Genomic DNA, 15,426 nt, shown 5'->3' on the forward strand with positions numbered 1-15,426 from the left:
GCCCGCCCCGATAAGGCAGTCTTGTCCCCGTGCCCGAACCCTCAGCGAACGAAGACCACCAGGAGTCCCGGCCGGGGTTCCCGCCCGGTTCCCCGCAGGAGCCGGGATCCGGGCCCCGCCAGGACCGCCGCACCCCCCACGCGCACACCGCGACCCTCAAGCGCCTGGAGAAGTCGTCAGGGAGCCTCGCGGCGCAGGCCATCGCACGCATGGACGAGACACTGTCCTGGTACCGGGCGATGCCGCCGGAGAACCGCTCCTGGATCGGCCTGGTCGCCCAGGCCGGTATCGCCGCGTTCACCGAGTGGTTCCGGCATCCGGACGCTCCGCAGGCCATCTCCACCGACGTCTTCGGCACCGCTCCCCGCGAGCTGACCAGGGCGATCACCCTGCGGCAGACCGTGGAGATGGTGCGTACGACGATCGAGGTGATGGAGTCCGCCATCGACGAGGTGGCGGCCCCGGGAGACGAATCCGTCCTCCGTGAGGCGCTGCTCGTCTACGCCCGCGAGATCGCCTTCGCGACCGCGCAGGTGTACGCGCAGGCCGCCGAGGCACGCGGTGCCTGGGACGCCCGGCTGGAGTCGCTGGTCGTGAACGCCGTGCTCTCCGGGGAGGCCGACGAGGGAGCCGTCTCCCGCGCCGCCGCGCTCGGGTGGAACTCCCCCGAGCACGTCTGCGTGCTGCTCGGTACCGCACCGGACGGCGACAGCGAGCTCACCGTCGAGGCCATCCGCCGGGCCGCCCGGCATGCGAAGCTCCAGGTCCTGACGGGGGTGCTCGGTGCTCGCCTGGTGGTCATCGCGGGCGGCAGCGACAACCCGCTGGCGGTCGCGAAGGCGCTGATCGGCCCGTATGCCGCCGGTCCCGTGGTGGCCGGGCCGGTCGTCCCTGATCTGCTCGCCGCCACGCGTTCCGCGCAGGCCGCGGCCGCCGGGCTCAAGGCGTGCGCCGCCTGGCAGGACGCCCCGCGGCCCGTCCTCGCGGACGATCTGCTGCCCGAGCGAGCCATGGCCGGGGATCCGGCGGCCCGCGAGCAGCTGGTGGAGGAGATCTACAGACCACTCGAGGAAGCGGGCTCCGCGCTCCTGGAGACGCTCAGTGTCTATCTGGAGCAGGCGAGCAGCCTCGAAGGCGCGGCCCGGATGCTCTTCGTCCACCCCAACACCGTGCGCTACCGGCTTCGACGTGTGACTGACGTCACCGGCTGGTCGCCCTCCGATGTGCGCTCCGCGTTCACGCTCCGGATCGCGCTCATCCTGGGACGTCTGGCCGACGGGGATCCCCAGTCGTAGAGCTTTTGTCGGGCTCCTACAATTCCCCCAGCCGTTCTTCGTCCCTGTCCCCACGGGCGGCTTACGCCGTCGACAAGAGAGAGTGTGAGAGTGCTCGTACTCGTCGCTCCCGGCCAAGGCGCTCAGACGCCCGGCTTCCTGACCCCCTGGCTCGACCTCCCCGGCGCGGCAGACCGCCTCGGTGCCTGGTCGGACGCCATCGGGCTCGACCTTGCCCACTACGGCACGCAAGGCGACGCGGACGCGATCCGCGACACCGCCGTGGCGCAGCCGCTGCTCGTGGCCGCCGGACTGCTCTCCGCCGCGGCACTCGGTGACATCACGCCGGGCGCGGTCGCCGGACACAGCGTCGGTGAGATCACGGCCGCCGCGTACACCGGTGTCATCGGTGATGACGACGCCCTGCGCCTGGTGCGCAAGCGCGGTCTCGCCATGGCCGAGGCCGCCGCCGTCACGGAGACCGGCATGGCGGCACTGCTCGGTGGCGACCCGGAGATCACCGTCCCGCACCTGGAGAAGCTCGGCCTGACCCCGGCCAATGTGAACGGCGCGGGCCAGATCGTGGCCGCCGGCACCAAGGAGCAGCTGGCCGCGCTGGAGGCCGACAAGCCCGAGGGTGTGCGCAAGGTCGTCGCCCTCAAGGTCGCGGGCGCCTTCCACACGCGGCACATGGCTCCGGCGGTGGCCCGGCTGGAGGAGGCCGTCAAGGGCCTCACCCCCGCCGACCCGAAGTTCACGTACGTCTCGAACCGCGACGGCAAGCCGGTCGCCACCGGCGCCGAGGTGATCGAGCGCCTCGTCGGCCAGGTGGCCAACCCGGTCCGCTGGGACCTGTGCATGGAGACGTTCAAGGATCTGGGCGTCACGGCGCTGATCGAGGTGTGCCCCGGCGGCACGCTGACCGGTCTGGCCAAGCGCGCGCTGAAGGGCGTCCAGACGCTCGCGGTGAAGACCCCCGATGACCTCGACGCGGCCCGCGCGCTCGTCGCCGAGCATTCCTGAGCCGACGACAGACAAGGAGCCGTAGCGCATGTCGAAGATCAAGCCCAGTCAGGGCGCCCCGTACGCGCGGATCATGGGCGTCGGCGGCTACCGGCCCACCCGTGTCGTGCCGAACGAGGTGATCCTGGAGACGATCGACTCGTCCGACGAGTGGATCCGTTCCCGCTCGGGCATCGCCACCCGCCACTGGGCCTCCGACGAGGAAACCGTGGCCGCGATGTCGATCGAGGCGGCGGGCAAGGCGATCGCCGACGCGGGCATCACGCCCGAGCAGATCGGCGGCGTGATCGTCTCGACGGTCTCGCACTTCAAGCAGACCCCGGCCATCGCGACCGAGATCGCGGACAAGATCGGCGCGGGCAAGCCCGCCGCGTTCGACATCTCCGCGGGCTGTGCCGGCTTCGGTTACGGCCTGACGCTGGCCAGGGGTATGGTCACCGACGGCTCGGCCGAGTACGTCCTGGTCATCGGCGTGGAGCGGCTGAGCGACCTCACCGACCTGAGCGACCGCGCGACGGCGTTCCTGTTCGGCGACGGTGCCGGTGCCGTGATCGTCGGCCCCTCCAAGGAGCCGAGGATCGGCCCCACGGTGTGGGGCTCGGAGGGCGACAAGTCCGAGACGATCAAGCAGACCGAGTCCTGGGAGGCGTACCGCAACGGCGCCCCCGACAAGTTCCCTGCCATTACGCAGGAAGGCCAAGCGGTGTTCCGCTGGGCCGTGTTCGAGATGGCGAAGGTCGCCCAGCAAGCGCTGGACGCGGCCGGAATCACCGCGGACGACCTGGATGTCTTCATTCCGCACCAGGCCAACGAGCGGATCATCGACTCGATGGTGAAGACTCTGAAACTGCCGGAGCACGTCACGGTCGCCCGTGATGTGCGCACCACCGGTAACACCTCGGCCGCCTCGATCCCGCTCGCGATGGAGCGGCTCCTGGCGACCGGCGAGGCGAAGAGCGGCGACACCGCGCTCGTCATCGGCTTCGGGGCGGGTCTCGTGTACGCCGCCACGGTCGTTACCCTCCCCTAGGCGTCTCGTACGGATCATCCGGTCCGTCCCCAGGACGCCACACCCTCTGGATACATAAGAAGGAGCGCCAACATGGCCGCCACTCAGGAAGAGATCGTCGCCGGTCTCGCGGAGATCGTGAACGAGATCGCCGGCATCCCGGTCGAGGACGTCCAGCTGGACAAGTCCTTCACCGACGACCTGGACGTCGACTCGCTGTCCATGGTCGAGGTCGTCGTCGCCGCCGAAGAGCGCTTCGACGTCAAGATCCCGGACGACGACGTCAAGAACCTCAAGACGGTCGGCGACGCGACCAAGTACATCCTCGAGCACCAGGCCTGATCAGGCCGTGCTCAGTCGCCACCCGGCGGTGGCGCCGCTGATCCCCTCAACACCGTGGAGAAATTTCCTGTGAACTCGACCAATCGCACCGTGGTCGTCACCGGTATCGGCGCAACCACACCGCTGGGTGGCGACGCAGCCTCGACGTGGGAGGGCCTGCTCGCGGGCCGTTCCGGCGTCAGCACGCTGGCGCAGGACTGGGCAGCCGAGCTGCCCGTCCGCATCGCCGGTCAGATCGCCGTGGAACCGGGCGAGGTCATCCCCCGCCCGCAGGCGCGCAAGCTGGACCGCTCGGCGCAGTTCGCGCTGATCGCGGCCAAGGAGGCCTGGGCCGACGCGGGCTACACCGCGAAGGCCGGCGAGGACACCTCGGTCGACCCGCACCGCCTCGGCGCGGTCATCGCCTCCGGAATCGGTGGCGTGACGACCCTCCTGGACCAGTACGACGTGCTCAAGGAGAAGGGCGTACGCCGCGTCTCCCCGCACACCGTGCCGATGCTGATGCCCAACTCCCCGGCGGCCAACGTCGGCATCGAGCTGGGCGCCCACGCGGGCGTCCACACCCCGGTGTCGGCCTGCGCCTCGGGCGCGGAGGCCATCGGCTACGCGGTCGAGATGATCCGTACCGGCCGCGCCGACGTCGTCGTCGCGGGCGGCACGGAGGCGGCGATCCACCCGCTGCCGATCGTCGCGTTCGGCAACATGATGGCGATGTCGAAGAACAACGACGACCCGCAGGGCGCCTCGCGCCCCTACGACGCGGACCGCAACGGCTTCGTGCTCGGTGAGGGCGCCGGCGTCGTCGTCCTGGAGTCCGAGGAGCACGCCAAGGCCCGCGGCGCCAAGATCTACGCGGAGGCCGTCGGCCAGGGCATCTCGGCCGACGCGCACCACATCACGCAGCCCGAGCCGTCCGGCAACGGCATCGCCGCGGCGTTGCAGAACCTCATCGACACGACGGACCTCAAGCCGGCCGAGATCATGCACGTGAACGCGCACGCCACCTCGACGCCGCAGGGTGACGTCGCGGAGATCAAGGCGCTGCGCAAGGCCTTCGGCGACGACGTCGACCACATGGCGATCTCCAGCACCAAGTCGATGACGGGTCACCTGCTCGGTGGCGCGGGCGGCGTGGAGACCGTGGCCACGGTCCTCGCGCTCAAGAACCGCGTCGCTCCGCCGACGATCAACATCCAGAACCTCGACCCGGAGGTCGACGCGGACGTCGTCCGCGACGAGGCCCGCCCGCTGCCCGAGGGCAGGATCGCGGCGCTGAACGACTCGTTCGGCTTCGGCGGTCACAACGTCGTCCTGGCGTTCAGGACCGTCTGACGCGGTCGGCCGTGTGACGCGGTCGGCCGTGTGACGCGGTCGTACGTAACTGGAAGGGCCCCCACCGCATGGTGGGGGCCCTTCCGGTTACCCGGCGGAGATGTCAGACGACCTGGTGCAGCCAGCGCACCGGCGCACCCTCGCCCGCGTACCGGAAGGGCTCCAGTTCGTCGTCCCACGGCTTGCCGAGGAGCTTGGCGAGCTCGGCCTCCAAGTCGCTCTCGCCGCGCTGCGAGCGGGCCAGGGCGGCGCGCAGGCGGTCCTCGGGGATGAGGATGTCGCCGTGCAGGCCGGTCACGGCGTGGAAGATGCCGAGGTCGGGCGTGGCGCTGTACCGCTCGCCCTCGGCGGTGGCGCAGGGCTCCGCCGTGACCTCGAAGCGCAGCAGATCCCAGCCGCGCAGGGCCGAGGCCAGCTTGGAGGCGGTGCCCACCGAGCCCTGCCAGGAGAATTCGGATCTCCAGGTGCCCGGCGCCGCGGGCTGCCTGATCCAGTCGAGGCTCACACGCGCGCCGAGCACGCCCGCGACGGCCCACTCGACGTGTGGGCACAGCGCGCGCGGAGCGGAGTGCACGTACAGAACTCCACGTGTCGTCACCGGGACCTCCAGTGTGGGTCGAGGTTCGCCTTCCCCAGCGGCCTCGCGCCCGTGCCGAGCAATTTTCCCCAAATGCTAGAGAAACCTGGGAAAAGGGGACAGATGTGACGTGATGTAATTTAGCGGAACCACAGCAGCAGGGCGTCACCGGGTGGATCACCCGCCTGTCGCCACCCGTGACAGCAGGGCCAGACAGCTACGGGGCGAGGCTACCGTGCGGCGGGGCAAGGAGTGTGACGTACCGTCGGTCCGAGGGGCAGGAAAGTCCGACCTTTCACCCGGCGGGGCGCAACCCCGGGCACGCGCACGACGTCACGTTGAACGACAGAGGGGACCAGGGGATGCGCAACCGCAGGCACCGCTCACGCTCGCGCGGCGCCGTCGCCCTCGCGGCGGCGGCCCTCCTCGGCACCGCGACGCTCTCCGCCTGCGACGCGCAGGGCGGCAACGCCTCGGCCCCCGGCGCCTCCGCGCATGTCGGCCCCTCCCCCAAACCGACCCCCACCTGGGACACCACGCCCCGTTCCCTGGCGGCCGTCGGTGACTCCATCACGCGTGGCTTCGACGCCTGTTCGGTGCTCTCCGACTGCCCCGAGGCGTCCTGGGCGACCGGCACGGGCCCCGAGGTGAAGAGCCTCGCGACGCGGCTGCTGGGGAAGCGGCGGGCCGCCTCGCACAGTTGGAACCACGCGAAGAGCGGCGCCCGCATGGCGGATCTGCCGGGGCAGGTGGCCCGCGCCGTCACCGAGCGGCCCGAGCTGGTGACCGTGATGGTGGGCGCCAATGACGCCTGCCGGCCGACGGCCGCGTCGATGACGCCGGTCGACGACTTCCGCGCCGACTTCGAGCAGGCGATGCGCACCCTGCGGCGCTCGCTGCCGAAGACGCAGGTGTACGTGGCGTCCGTACCGGATCTCAAGCGGCTCTGGTCGCAGGGGCGCACCAATCCGCTGGGCAAGCAGGTGTGGAAGCTGGGCATCTGCTCCTCGATGCTGAGCGATCCGGACGACCTCGGTGCCGCGGCGTCCGAGCGGCGCGACACCGTGCGTGAGCGCGTGGTGGCGTACAACGAGGTCCTTGAGGACGTGTGCGACAAGGACCGTCGCTGCCGGTACGACGGCGGGGCGGTCTTCGACTACCGCTTCGACGGCGACCAGTTGAGCCACTGGGACTGGTTCCACCCCAGCAAGAACGGGCAGTCGCGCCTGGCCGAGCTGGCCTACCGGCAGGTGACGGCGCGCAAGCCGGTCGCGTAGGCGGGGGCGGGCGGCGGCCCGGGCATAGGGTCGCGGGCATGCGCAGTGAACTCTTCGGCACGCTCCCCGACGGCACGTCCGTCCACCGCTGGACCCTGGAAAGGGGCGGGGTGCGGGTGCGCGTGCTGACGTATGGCGGGATCGTGCAGTCGGCGCAAGTTCCGGACCGTTCCGGGCAGGTGGCGTCGGTGGCGCTGGGGTTCGAGGGGCTCGACGGCTATCTGGGCCATCCGGGGCCGTACTTCGGGGCGCTGGTCGGGCGGTACGCGAACCGGATCGCGGGCGGCGCCTTCACGCTCGACGGGCGCACGCACCGCCTCGCGCGAAACGACGGGCCGAACAGCCTGCACGGCGGTGAGCGCGGCTTCGACAAGCACGTCTGGGAGGCGGAGCCGGCCGGCGACCACGGGGTGCGGCTCTCGCGGGTGAGCCCGGACGGTGAGGAGGGCTATCCGGGGCGGCTCGCGGTCGCGGCGACGTACGCGCTGGACGCGGCGGGGGCGCTGACCATCGCGTACGAGGCGACGACCGACGCCCCGACCGTCGTGAACCTCACCAACCACACGTACTGGAACCTCGCGGGCGCCGGTTCCGGCAGCGCGCTCGGGCACGAGGTGCGGATCGCCGCCTCCCGGATCACTCCGACGGACGGCGCCGGGATTCCGACGGGGGTGTACGCGGACGTGGCCGGGACGCGCTTCGACTTCCGTTCGGCGCGGCCTGCCGGGCCGGGGCTCGACCACAACTACGTGCTCGACAAGGGCGTCACGGCCCGGCCGGTCCCGGTGGCCGCGCTGAGCGACCCCGCGTCCGGCCGAACGCTGAGCGTGGCGACGACGGAACCCGGGCTTCAGCTCTATACGGCGGATCACTTCGCGGCGGACCTGCCGTTCGCACCGGGTGACGGGATCGCGCTGGAGACGCAGCACTTCCCCGACTCCCCGAACCGGCCGGGCTTTCCCTCCGCGACGCTGCGGCCGGGCGAGGTGTACGCCTCGCAGACCGTGTACGGGTTCTCCGTACGCTGACCCCGCTCCGCCCTCGGACATCAGTTCCTCGGCGGTGCGCTGCGGGCCGGGGTGGACGAGGGAGAGCGTGCACCGGCCACCGCGCTCACCGCCCCGCCTTCGGGAGCTGCTGGGTCGCGCAGTGGATGCCTCCGCCGCCCTCACCGAGCGCGTCGACCGGGACCTGGGTGACCTCGCGGCCCGGGTACAGGTCCCGGGCGCTGCCCGTCGCGATTCCCGTGCCGGTCGCCCGGGGCGGGCCGGGCGAGGGGTACCCCTACGCCTGGTCCGTCTTCCGGTGGCTGGACGGCACGACTGGCCGGCCCCTCGCCGAGCCCGTCCTGTTCGCCCGGGACGTCGCGGGGTTCCTGGCCGCCCTGCGGGAGGTCGACCCCGCCGGTGCGCCCGCCGCCTTCCGCGGCGAGCCGCTGGCCGAGCGCGACGGTTCCACGCGTGCGGTGATCGCCCGGCTGCGCGGCACGGTGGACGCCGGGGCCGCGACCGCCGTGTGGGACGCCGCGTTGCGGGCCCCCGCGTGGGAAGGGCCCGCCGTGTGGCTGCACGGGGACCTGCAGCCGGGCAATGTCCTCGTCGACCGTGGGCGCCTCAGCGCGGTCATCGACTTCGAGTGCATGGGCGTGGGCGATCCGGCCGTCGACCTGATCGCCGCGTGGTACTTGATGGACGCCCCGGCCCGCGCGGCCTTCCGTGCCGCGCTCGGCCGGGCGGCGGACGACGCGATGTGGGCGCGCGGACGGGGCTGGGCCCTCACGATCGCCCTCAACGAACTCTCGTACTACCGCGGGACGAACCCCGTGATGGCGGACACCGCACGCCTCGTCATCGACCGGCTGACGGAGGAGGACTCCCCCGCACGCCGGCCGGTGTGACGCACGGCGTTCACGGCGCCGCGGCGAGGAGGTGGACCGCGAGGCCCGTGATGAGCGTGCTGGACGCGAGGGCCGTGATCAGGCGCCCCTTGCGGCCCGTCAGGACCCTGCCCAGGGCCGCCCCGCCGCCCGCGAGCAGCAGCTGCCAGCCGGCGGACGCCACGAAGGCGGCCAGCGCGAACGCCAGCTGCTCGGGACCCGTCAGCGACGCGGTGGTCGGGCCGCCGAGGACGAGCGCGGCGAAGTAGATCATCGTGGCGGGGTTCAGGAGCGTGAGGCCGAGCAGGGCGGCGTAGGCGCGGGCGGGGCCGAGCGGGGTGCCGGTCCCGCCGACGGCCGTGCCGGGATCGCGGTACTGCCGGATCGCCACGGCCGCTCCCCGTGCCGCCAGCGCGAGGAGCACCAGGACCGAGGCCCAGCGCAGGGGCGTCATGAGCGGCGCGATGAGGCGGGTGAGCGAGGTGCCGCCCACCGCGGCGACCAGGGCGTAGAGGCCGTCGGCGGTCGCGATGCCGAGGGCGGCGCAGGCGCCGGTCCGCAAGGACGTACGCGCAGTCAGAGCCACCAGGTAGGTCGCGACCCCGCCGACCGGCATGGCGATGCCGTAGCCCGCGAGGAGGCCCGCGATCAGGGCCGTGCTCACGCGAGCGCGGGGATCGGCCTCCGATCCGGCCCGGCCTGCTGCTGACCGCGCGCCGGAACGGCGACGGAGAGGGAGGCGGAGAGGGAGGCGGAGAGGGTCAGCGGCAGGGTGAGGGTGCCCGACGTGGCGGCCGGCATGGTGGTGGTCATGGGCCAGAGCGTCGCGGCGGCGCCCCCGCCCCGGCAACCGAATTACGCGCGGGGGCCCGGCGCGGGGCGCTCAGGCCATCAGGCCGCGCACATACCGCCCCAGCACCTCCCGTGCCGATTCCGGAGTCTGATGGCCCACCAGGACCTGCGCGGTGAGGCCCTCCGTCAGGGCGAGCAGGGCGCGGGCCTCGGCGGACGGGTCCAGGGCCGGGGACAGTTCGCCGGTGTCCTTGCCGTAGCCGAGCAGCCAGACGAGGAGTTCGTGCAGTTTGGCGTACGTCTCGCGGAGCACCGCCGCCAGTTGCCCGCTCACCGCCGCGTGCGCCACGAAGGCGCCCCAGACCTGCGCCTGCTCCCTGTCCTCCGCGTCGACGAGCGCGAGCGCGGACAGCGTGCGGTCCAGCAGGGTCGCGGCCGAGCGGGGCGCGTCGGACGTCTCGATGCGGGCTCTCGCGCGCTCGCCGACCCGCTGCGAGATGTCCTCCAGGGCGAAGAGCAGCATCTCGTCCTTGGTGCGGAAGCAGCGCTGGACCGCGCCCATCGACACCCGCGCCTCCGCGGCGACGTCGCGGAGGCTGACGGACTCCATCCCGGAGCGGGCGATCAGGAGGCAGACCGCTTCGGCGATGCGGCGGCGCCGCTCCTCGTAGTCGACCTGCTTGGGCATGGGCGTGGCCTCCCCGGATTGTGATGCGGTTGCATCATATCCCGTCGGCGAGGCATGATCGGGCCACACACGTTTCGATGCGTCCGCATCGGAACACGCCGCACAGGTAGGGGAGACACGTCCATGGCAAAGAGCACCACGAAGTCCTCGGGAGGCCTGCTGCCCCTCTTCGGTTGCATCCTGCTCGTGCAGGGCTTCGGCTCCGCCGTCACGGAAGCGGCGTGGGACACCTCCTTCGGCGTCTCCGCCCTGCTGCGCGAAGCCCACGCCCCCGCGTGGACGGACCTGCTCGTCGGTGTCGCCGGGTGTGTTCTGCTCGCCCTGGCCGCGCGCCGTCGGATCGCCCGGAGGACGCCGTAGCGCCCGCCCCTCCCGTCGCGCGATACTCCCGCCACCCCACCGGTTACGGAAGGACTCGCGTGCGTTCTCGATCTCTTGTGCTGTCTCGACTCGGTGCCCTCGGCGCCGCCGCCCTGCTCACCGGCCTCGCCGCCCCCGCGACCGCCACCGCCGCCCCGGACGCCGACGGCCGTCCCGCCACCGTCGAGGAGAAGCGGCTCGACCGCGCCGTCCCGCAGGAGATCCTGCGGCGCAGCGGATTCGACTCCGTCGCCCCGGAGTTCGCCCGGGCCCTCGGCAAGGCCCGCTCCTACGACCAGGCGCGGCGTCTCGTCGTACGCGAGGGAAGGTCGCTGTGGCGGCGGGCCGTCGACCGGGCTCAGGGGCGCGGTCCCGTCGGAGGGGAGCTGAGCCGGGACGACGACCGGCCGCTGTACTGGGCCCGGCTGGGGATGACGCGTGAGCTGCGGCAGTGGGAGCCCGGCCGCTTCTCCCTCGGCGAGGGCGGGCGGGACCGGCTGATACGGGCGTTGGAGTCCGCCTCACGCGGGCAGGACGACGTGCGCCTGCCTCATGGGCGGGGGCACACCAAGCGGATCCTCGTGACCGGGTTCGACCCGTTCACGCTCGACAGGGACGTCCGCATCAGCAATCCGTCGGGTGCCACCGCGCTCGCCCTGGACGGCACGGTGATCCGCACCGCCGACGGGCCCGCCCGCATCGAGGCGGTCACGTTCCCCGTCCGGTGGCAGGACTTCGCCGACGGCGCCGTAGAGCGTGCGCTGCGGCCGCACCTTCCGCGCGTCGACCTCTTCACCACCATCAGCCAGGGCCGGGTGGGCCGCTTCGACATCGAGCGGACCAACGGGGCCTGGCGCGGCGGCTTCCCCGACAACGAGAACGTCTCCAGGACGGAGACCGTGCCGGTGAACGACCCTGCCTCGCAGCCCCAGTGGACGTCGACGACCCTCCCGTACAAGAAGATCGTGGAGGGCGGGACGGGCCGCTTCCCCGTGTACGACAACACGTCGGTGACGGAGATCCCGGCGGGTGGCACGCAGCCCGTGGTCCGGCCCGATGGGCCCACCGAGGGGTCGACGGCGCGTGCGGGCGGCGGCGGTGACTATCTGTCCAACGAGATCGCCTACCGGGCGACGCTGCTGCGGGACCGGCTCGGGCTGCGCGACCGGCTGCCCGGCGGCCATGTGCACACGCCCGTCCTCCAGTTCGGCGCGGGGAACACCGACCCGGCGACGGGGGCCGTCACCGACCCCGAGTTCGTACGGAACCGGCTCGACATCATCGCTCAGGTGCGGGGCATCCTGCGGGTGGCCGCGTCGGAGTCCTGACCGCCACGGGAAGCCGCTCCGCCGTCGTCCGAGCCGTTCTCGCCCAGCAGATCCCGCGCCATCAGCGTCGCTCCCGCGACCGCGCCCGGCATCAGGAAGACCGCGACGAACGGCACCAGAAAGGCGACGGCGAGCGGCGTCCCGAATCCCCAGGCGAGTTGCTTGCGCGAGCGCAGCAGCGTGAGCCTCTCGCGCAGGTCGACGCCTCGGCGCTGGAGGGCGACCGCGGTGAGCTCCTCGACCAGGAAGAAGCCGGTCACGCAGAAGCCGATGACCGGGACGACGGTCTGCCCGGCGACGGGGATGAAGCCGAGCGCGAAGAGCAGGACGCCCCAGACGGCCGCGCGTACGACGATGCGCAGGCTGTCCCGCGCGGAGATCCACAGCTCGCGCCAGAGCGGGAGCCCGGATTCGGGGGCGTGGCCCGACTCGGCGATGTCGACCTTCTCGGACAGCGACTCGTAGAAGGGCTGCCCGATCAGGAGCGTCACGGCGGTGAAGGTGAGGACGGAGAGCAGCAGCGCGATGGCGAAGAGCAGCGCCGTCAGGAAGCCGCGGAAGAGACCCTGCCAGGGCGAGGACCAGCCGTCGGCGAAGGGCGTTGCCCAGCCGACGGCGTCGGCGCCCCAGAGCGCGAGCGCGACGAGCGCCCCCGCGTACAGGACAAGGGTGATGAGGCCGGGCAACAGGCCCATCCCGTACTGCTTGCCGTGCTGGGCGACCCAGCGCTGGCCCTTCATCAAGTAGCCGAAGCCCACACCGAGATCACGCATGCGGCACACCTTAGCCGCAGGTGAGGGCTGGTTTGCGGGGTGCCGTGTGCCAGGGCTGTCACAGCCGGGGCGGAAGGTTCCCCGGTAATGCCCCCTTGTTGCCCGGGAGTTGAACCGTGTAAGACCTCGCTTACCGATCATCGGAGGTACGCATGGGCATGTCCCGGCCATCCAGACCCGTTCTGCTCACCACCGCCGCCACGGCCGGCGCGCTGGTCCTCACCGCGCTCGCCCCGGGCAGCGCGACCGCCGACCCGACGCCGCGCCCGGTCACCCGCGAGGGTTCGCCGCTCGACGCCGACCGGGCGGCGAAGGCCCGCGGCCGCCGCCGAGCGCGCCCTCGGCGACACCCTGGTGGACGCCCCGGCTCCGGGGCCCGCCGGTGACGGGGGCCGCGGCTACCCGCGCGAGCGCAAGCTCCCCGCGCCTCCGGAGAATCCGGCCGACAAGTCGATAAAACTGGGGCTGACGCCGTACCACGGCATAGCCCCGAAGCTGAATGAGCTCCAGCGGCTCGGGGACCGCGTCAGCGTGGAGATCGCGGGCCGCTCGGCGGGCGGGCACCCGCTCTACCTCGTGACGGTCACCGCCCCGGAGTCCGCGCGCGAGACGGCCCGGCAGGAGCGGATGCGCGAGCGCATCGAGAACCACCCCGCGTCCGCCGCCAAGGACAAGGCGATCAAGTCCTCGTACAAGACGCCCGTCTTCATCAACAACAACATCCACGGCAACGAGTGGGAGGGCACCGACGCCGCCCTGAAGCTCATCGAGAAGCTGGCGAAGGCGAAGGACAAGAAGAGCCGGTCCCTGCTGGCGCGCAACCGCCTCTACTTCAGCGTCACCACCAACCCCGACGGCCGCATCGCCGGCACCCGGGCGAACGCCAACGGCTTCGACCTGAACCGCGACTTCATCACCGCCTCCCAGCCCGAGGCGCGCGCGGTCCGCGCCATCGCCGTCGCCAAGCAGCCCGCCGTGATGATCGACCTGCACGGGTACGTGAACGGCACGCTGATCGAGCCGACCACTCCCCCGCACGGCGAGAACTACGAGTACGACCTCTTCCTCAAGAACTCCTACGCCAACGCCCTCGGCATGGAGGCCGCCGTCAACGGCCTCGGGTACACGCAGGAGAAGGACGGGGTGAAGCCCGCCGTCATCCCCTTCCGCGACCAGGAGGAGGGCTGGGACGACTGGCCGCCGATCTTCACCCCGCAGTACATGCCCTTCCACGGCGCGGTCGCGACGCACACCATCGAGTTCCCGATGCAGGTGAACAACGCGGCGTACGAGACGCAGCCGGTCGCCGAGCTGCGGCGCAGGGCCGGCATCAACGTCGACATCGCGGGCGCGGCCATGCGCGCGAGCATCGAGTTCGCCGACAGTCGGCGCACGACGCTGATCGCCGACCAGATCGAGGTCTTCCGGCGGGGCGCGACGGGCGCGAAGCAGGTGCCGGTCTCGGCGGAGACCGTGCCGGGCGTGCCCGGGATCGGTCCCGAGGACGTCTACACGACCGAGTTCCCGCGCGCGTACGTGATTCCGGCGGGCTCCGCGTCACACGGGCGCGGTCAGCGTTCGGCGACGGCGGCGGCCCGGCTCGTGGACCATCTGATCGCCAACGACGTGCGGGTCGAGCGGGCGAGCCACGGCTTCCGGCTCGGCGGGAAGACGTACGCGAAGGGCTCGTACGTCGTCGACATGCATCAGCCCAAGCGCGGTCTGGCCAATGTGATGCTGGCCGAGGGGCGGGACATCAGCGGCAAGGTGTCGACCATGTACGACATCTCGGGGTGGAGCCTCGGGCGGCTGTGGGGCGCGAGCGTCGACTCCGTGAAGTCCGCGAAGAAGGGTGAGCTGGACCGCGTCCGGGCCCGCGAGGTGCGTGCCGCAGCCGGTGTCGGGTACGTGGCGCCGCGCGGCGACCTGCGGCTGCGGCTCGACGACCCGCGGGAGATCGCGGCCCTCAACTCGCTGCTCGCCGAAGGGGTTCCGGCGCGCCGGGACCGGGACGGCGGCGCGATCGTGCCGTCGTCCGCGCGCCGCGCCACTGTCGCCGCCGCGAAGAAGTACGACGTGGCGTTCGACGCCACGAAGGCCGAGGGCGGCGCCGTGCTGCACCGGACTCGGGTCGCGGCGGCCGTCACGCCGGGCGAGCTGTTCGCGCTGCGGGAGATGAACTTCGACGTGGTGCCCGTGTCGACGGCCGTGCTCAACGCGGGCTTCGACTGGAAGAAGGCCGACGCGCTCTTCGTCTCGGCGGGGCTCGACCACGCCAAGCTGAACGCCACGGCGAAGGCAGGCCTGGACCGGTTCCTCACCCGTGGCGGCGGACTCGTCGGGCGCGGCGCGGCGGGCGCCGCGCTGAACGCCGACGCGAAGCTGCTCGCCGCGGAGGCCGTCGAGGGCAACGGCGACGCCAACGGCGTGGTGCGCGTGGCCAACGCGGGCGGCATGGTCACCGGCGGCGCCCCGGACCACAGCTTCGTCTACTCGCCGATGTGGTTCACCGGCCTCGGCTCCGGTGTGCGCGTGGAGCAGCGGTACGGGGCCGGGAACCCCCTGGTCTCCGGGCACTGGCGGGCCATGGAGGACGGCGCCGGCGGGCCTGCGGACGCGGCGGGCCGGGCCTCGGTCGTCAGCGGATCGGCACGGGGCGCGGACGTCGTCCTGTTCGGCACCGAGCCGCTCTTCCGTGACCACCCGAAGGGTGTGTTCCCGCAGGTCGGGCGGGCGCTGCTGAGCGTCGCGCGATAAGCGGCAGGGCACGGCGAA

Annotated in this window: 15 protein-coding genes and 1 pseudogene; 11 read left to right on the forward strand and 5 right to left on the reverse strand. The window is 72.2% G+C overall.

Features of this window, described 5'->3' with window-relative positions; genetic code table 11:
- The first annotated feature begins 29 nt into the window (after positions 1-29).
- From KKZ08_RS11830 to fabF, 5 genes are all read left to right on the forward strand, one after another.
- Positions 30-1,295, forward strand: coding sequence for a helix-turn-helix domain-containing protein (locus KKZ08_RS11830; RefSeq protein ID WP_223774417.1), 1,266 nt, complete (start codon positions 30-32; stop codon positions 1,293-1,295).
- Positions 1,296-1,385: 90 nt separating this feature from the next.
- Positions 1,386-2,297, forward strand: a complete 912-nt coding sequence (locus KKZ08_RS11835) for an ACP S-malonyltransferase (RefSeq protein WP_223774418.1) — start codon at positions 1,386-1,388, stop codon at positions 2,295-2,297.
- A 28-nt stretch (positions 2,298-2,325) separates the two neighbouring features.
- Entirely contained in the window at positions 2,326-3,327 is a 1,002-nt protein-coding gene (locus KKZ08_RS11840) for a ketoacyl-ACP synthase III (RefSeq protein WP_223774419.1), read from the forward strand.
- 72 nt (positions 3,328-3,399) lie between these two features.
- Positions 3,400-3,648 carry an acyl carrier protein gene (locus KKZ08_RS11845; RefSeq protein ID WP_055531551.1) on the forward strand — a complete coding sequence of 83 codons (249 nt, stop codon included), beginning with the start codon at positions 3,400-3,402 and terminating at the stop codon, positions 3,646-3,648.
- Positions 3,649-3,717: 69 nt separating this feature from the next.
- Entirely contained in the window at positions 3,718-4,980 is a 1,263-nt protein-coding gene (gene fabF, locus KKZ08_RS11850) for a beta-ketoacyl-ACP synthase II (RefSeq protein ID WP_223774420.1), read from the forward strand.
- Positions 4,981-5,083: 103 nt separating this feature from the next.
- Here the strand turns inward: fabF and KKZ08_RS11855 are convergent, their stop codons facing one another.
- Complete coding sequence (locus KKZ08_RS11855; protein WP_127908424.1) at positions 5,084-5,578, reverse strand: DUF3145 domain-containing protein; 495 nt, start codon at positions 5,576-5,578, stop codon at positions 5,084-5,086.
- A 341-nt stretch (positions 5,579-5,919) separates the two neighbouring features.
- Between KKZ08_RS11855 and KKZ08_RS11860 the strand changes: the two genes are divergently transcribed.
- From KKZ08_RS11860 to KKZ08_RS11875, 3 genes are all read left to right on the forward strand, one after another.
- Positions 5,920-6,834, forward strand: a complete 915-nt coding sequence (locus tag KKZ08_RS11860) for an SGNH/GDSL hydrolase family protein (RefSeq protein ID WP_223774421.1) — start codon at positions 5,920-5,922, stop codon at positions 6,832-6,834.
- A 38-nt stretch (positions 6,835-6,872) separates the two neighbouring features.
- A complete protein-coding gene (locus KKZ08_RS11865) occupies positions 6,873-7,862 on the forward strand; it encodes an aldose epimerase family protein (protein ID WP_223774422.1) in 990 nt (329 codons plus the stop codon).
- A 125-nt stretch (positions 7,863-7,987) separates the two neighbouring features.
- Positions 7,988-8,731 carry an aminoglycoside phosphotransferase family protein gene (locus KKZ08_RS11875; protein WP_346657872.1) on the forward strand — a complete coding sequence of 248 codons (744 nt, stop codon included), beginning with the start codon at positions 7,988-7,990 and terminating at the stop codon, positions 8,729-8,731.
- 10 nt (positions 8,732-8,741) lie between these two features.
- On the opposite strand, the gene KKZ08_RS11880 is transcribed toward KKZ08_RS11875, so the two are convergent.
- From KKZ08_RS11880 to KKZ08_RS11890, 3 genes are all read right to left on the reverse strand, one after another.
- Entirely contained in the window at positions 8,742-9,374 is a 633-nt protein-coding gene (locus KKZ08_RS11880; protein WP_223774423.1) for a LysE family transporter, read from the reverse strand.
- The gene (locus KKZ08_RS11885) at positions 9,371-9,523 is read right to left on the reverse strand and encodes a hypothetical protein (RefSeq protein WP_223774424.1); all 153 of its coding nucleotides are present in this window, start codon (positions 9,521-9,523) and stop codon (positions 9,371-9,373) included. The genes KKZ08_RS11880 and KKZ08_RS11885 overlap by 4 nt, the downstream gene beginning before the upstream one ends.
- A 70-nt stretch (positions 9,524-9,593) precedes the next feature.
- Positions 9,594-10,190 carry a TetR family transcriptional regulator C-terminal domain-containing protein gene (locus KKZ08_RS11890; protein ID WP_223774425.1) on the reverse strand — a complete coding sequence of 199 codons (597 nt, stop codon included), beginning with the start codon at positions 10,188-10,190 and terminating at the stop codon, positions 9,594-9,596.
- A gap of 123 nt (positions 10,191-10,313) precedes the next feature.
- On the opposite strand from KKZ08_RS11890, the gene KKZ08_RS11895 reads away from it, so the two are divergent.
- Complete coding sequence (locus KKZ08_RS11895; RefSeq protein WP_223774426.1) at positions 10,314-10,550, forward strand: hypothetical protein; 237 nt, start codon at positions 10,314-10,316, stop codon at positions 10,548-10,550.
- A gap of 77 nt (positions 10,551-10,627) precedes the next feature.
- Positions 10,628-11,878 carry a pyroglutamyl peptidase gene (locus KKZ08_RS11900; RefSeq protein WP_223774427.1) on the forward strand — a complete coding sequence of 417 codons (1,251 nt, stop codon included), beginning with the start codon at positions 10,628-10,630 and terminating at the stop codon, positions 11,876-11,878.
- Here the strand turns inward: KKZ08_RS11900 and KKZ08_RS11905 are convergent.
- On the reverse strand, positions 11,836-12,651 hold the full coding sequence (locus KKZ08_RS11905; protein ID WP_223774428.1) for an EI24 domain-containing protein: 816 nt from the start codon (positions 12,649-12,651) through the stop codon (positions 11,836-11,838). The two genes, KKZ08_RS11900 and KKZ08_RS11905, sit on opposite strands and share 43 nt — an antisense overlap.
- A gap of 152 nt (positions 12,652-12,803) precedes the next feature.
- Here KKZ08_RS11905 and KKZ08_RS11910 point away from each other — a divergent pair.
- Positions 12,804-15,408, forward strand: a pseudogene (locus KKZ08_RS11910) (M14 family zinc carboxypeptidase).
- Positions 15,409-15,426: the final 18 nt, after the last annotated feature.

Source organism: Streptomyces sp. 135 (genome assembly GCF_020026305.1).
Taxonomy (GTDB): domain Bacteria; phylum Actinomycetota; class Actinomycetes; order Streptomycetales; family Streptomycetaceae; genus Streptomyces.

Excerpts from the sequence above, each read along its gene's own strand:
- KKZ08_RS11840 (WP_223774419.1), top strand. The coding sequence starts at position 2,326 with ATGTCGAAGATCAAGCCCAGTCAGGGCGCCCCGTACGCGCGGATCATG.
- KKZ08_RS11875 (WP_346657872.1), top strand. The coding sequence starts at position 7,988 with ATGCCTCCGCCGCCCTCACCGAGCGCGTCGACCGGGACCTGGGTGACC.
- KKZ08_RS11905 (WP_223774428.1), bottom strand. The coding sequence starts at position 12,651 with ATGCGTGATCTCGGTGTGGGCTTCGGCTACTTGATGAAGGGCCAGCGC.
- KKZ08_RS11885 (WP_223774424.1), bottom strand. The coding sequence starts at position 9,523 with ATGACCACCACCATGCCGGCCGCCACGTCGGGCACCCTCACCCTGCCG.
- KKZ08_RS11860 (WP_223774421.1), top strand. The coding sequence starts at position 5,920 with ATGCGCAACCGCAGGCACCGCTCACGCTCGCGCGGCGCCGTCGCCCTC.
- KKZ08_RS11895 (WP_223774426.1), top strand. The coding sequence starts at position 10,314 with ATGGCAAAGAGCACCACGAAGTCCTCGGGAGGCCTGCTGCCCCTCTTC.
- KKZ08_RS11845 (WP_055531551.1), top strand. The coding sequence starts at position 3,400 with ATGGCCGCCACTCAGGAAGAGATCGTCGCCGGTCTCGCGGAGATCGTG.
- KKZ08_RS11865 (WP_223774422.1), top strand. The coding sequence starts at position 6,873 with ATGCGCAGTGAACTCTTCGGCACGCTCCCCGACGGCACGTCCGTCCAC.
- KKZ08_RS11890 (WP_223774425.1), bottom strand. The coding sequence starts at position 10,190 with ATGCCCAAGCAGGTCGACTACGAGGAGCGGCGCCGCCGCATCGCCGAA.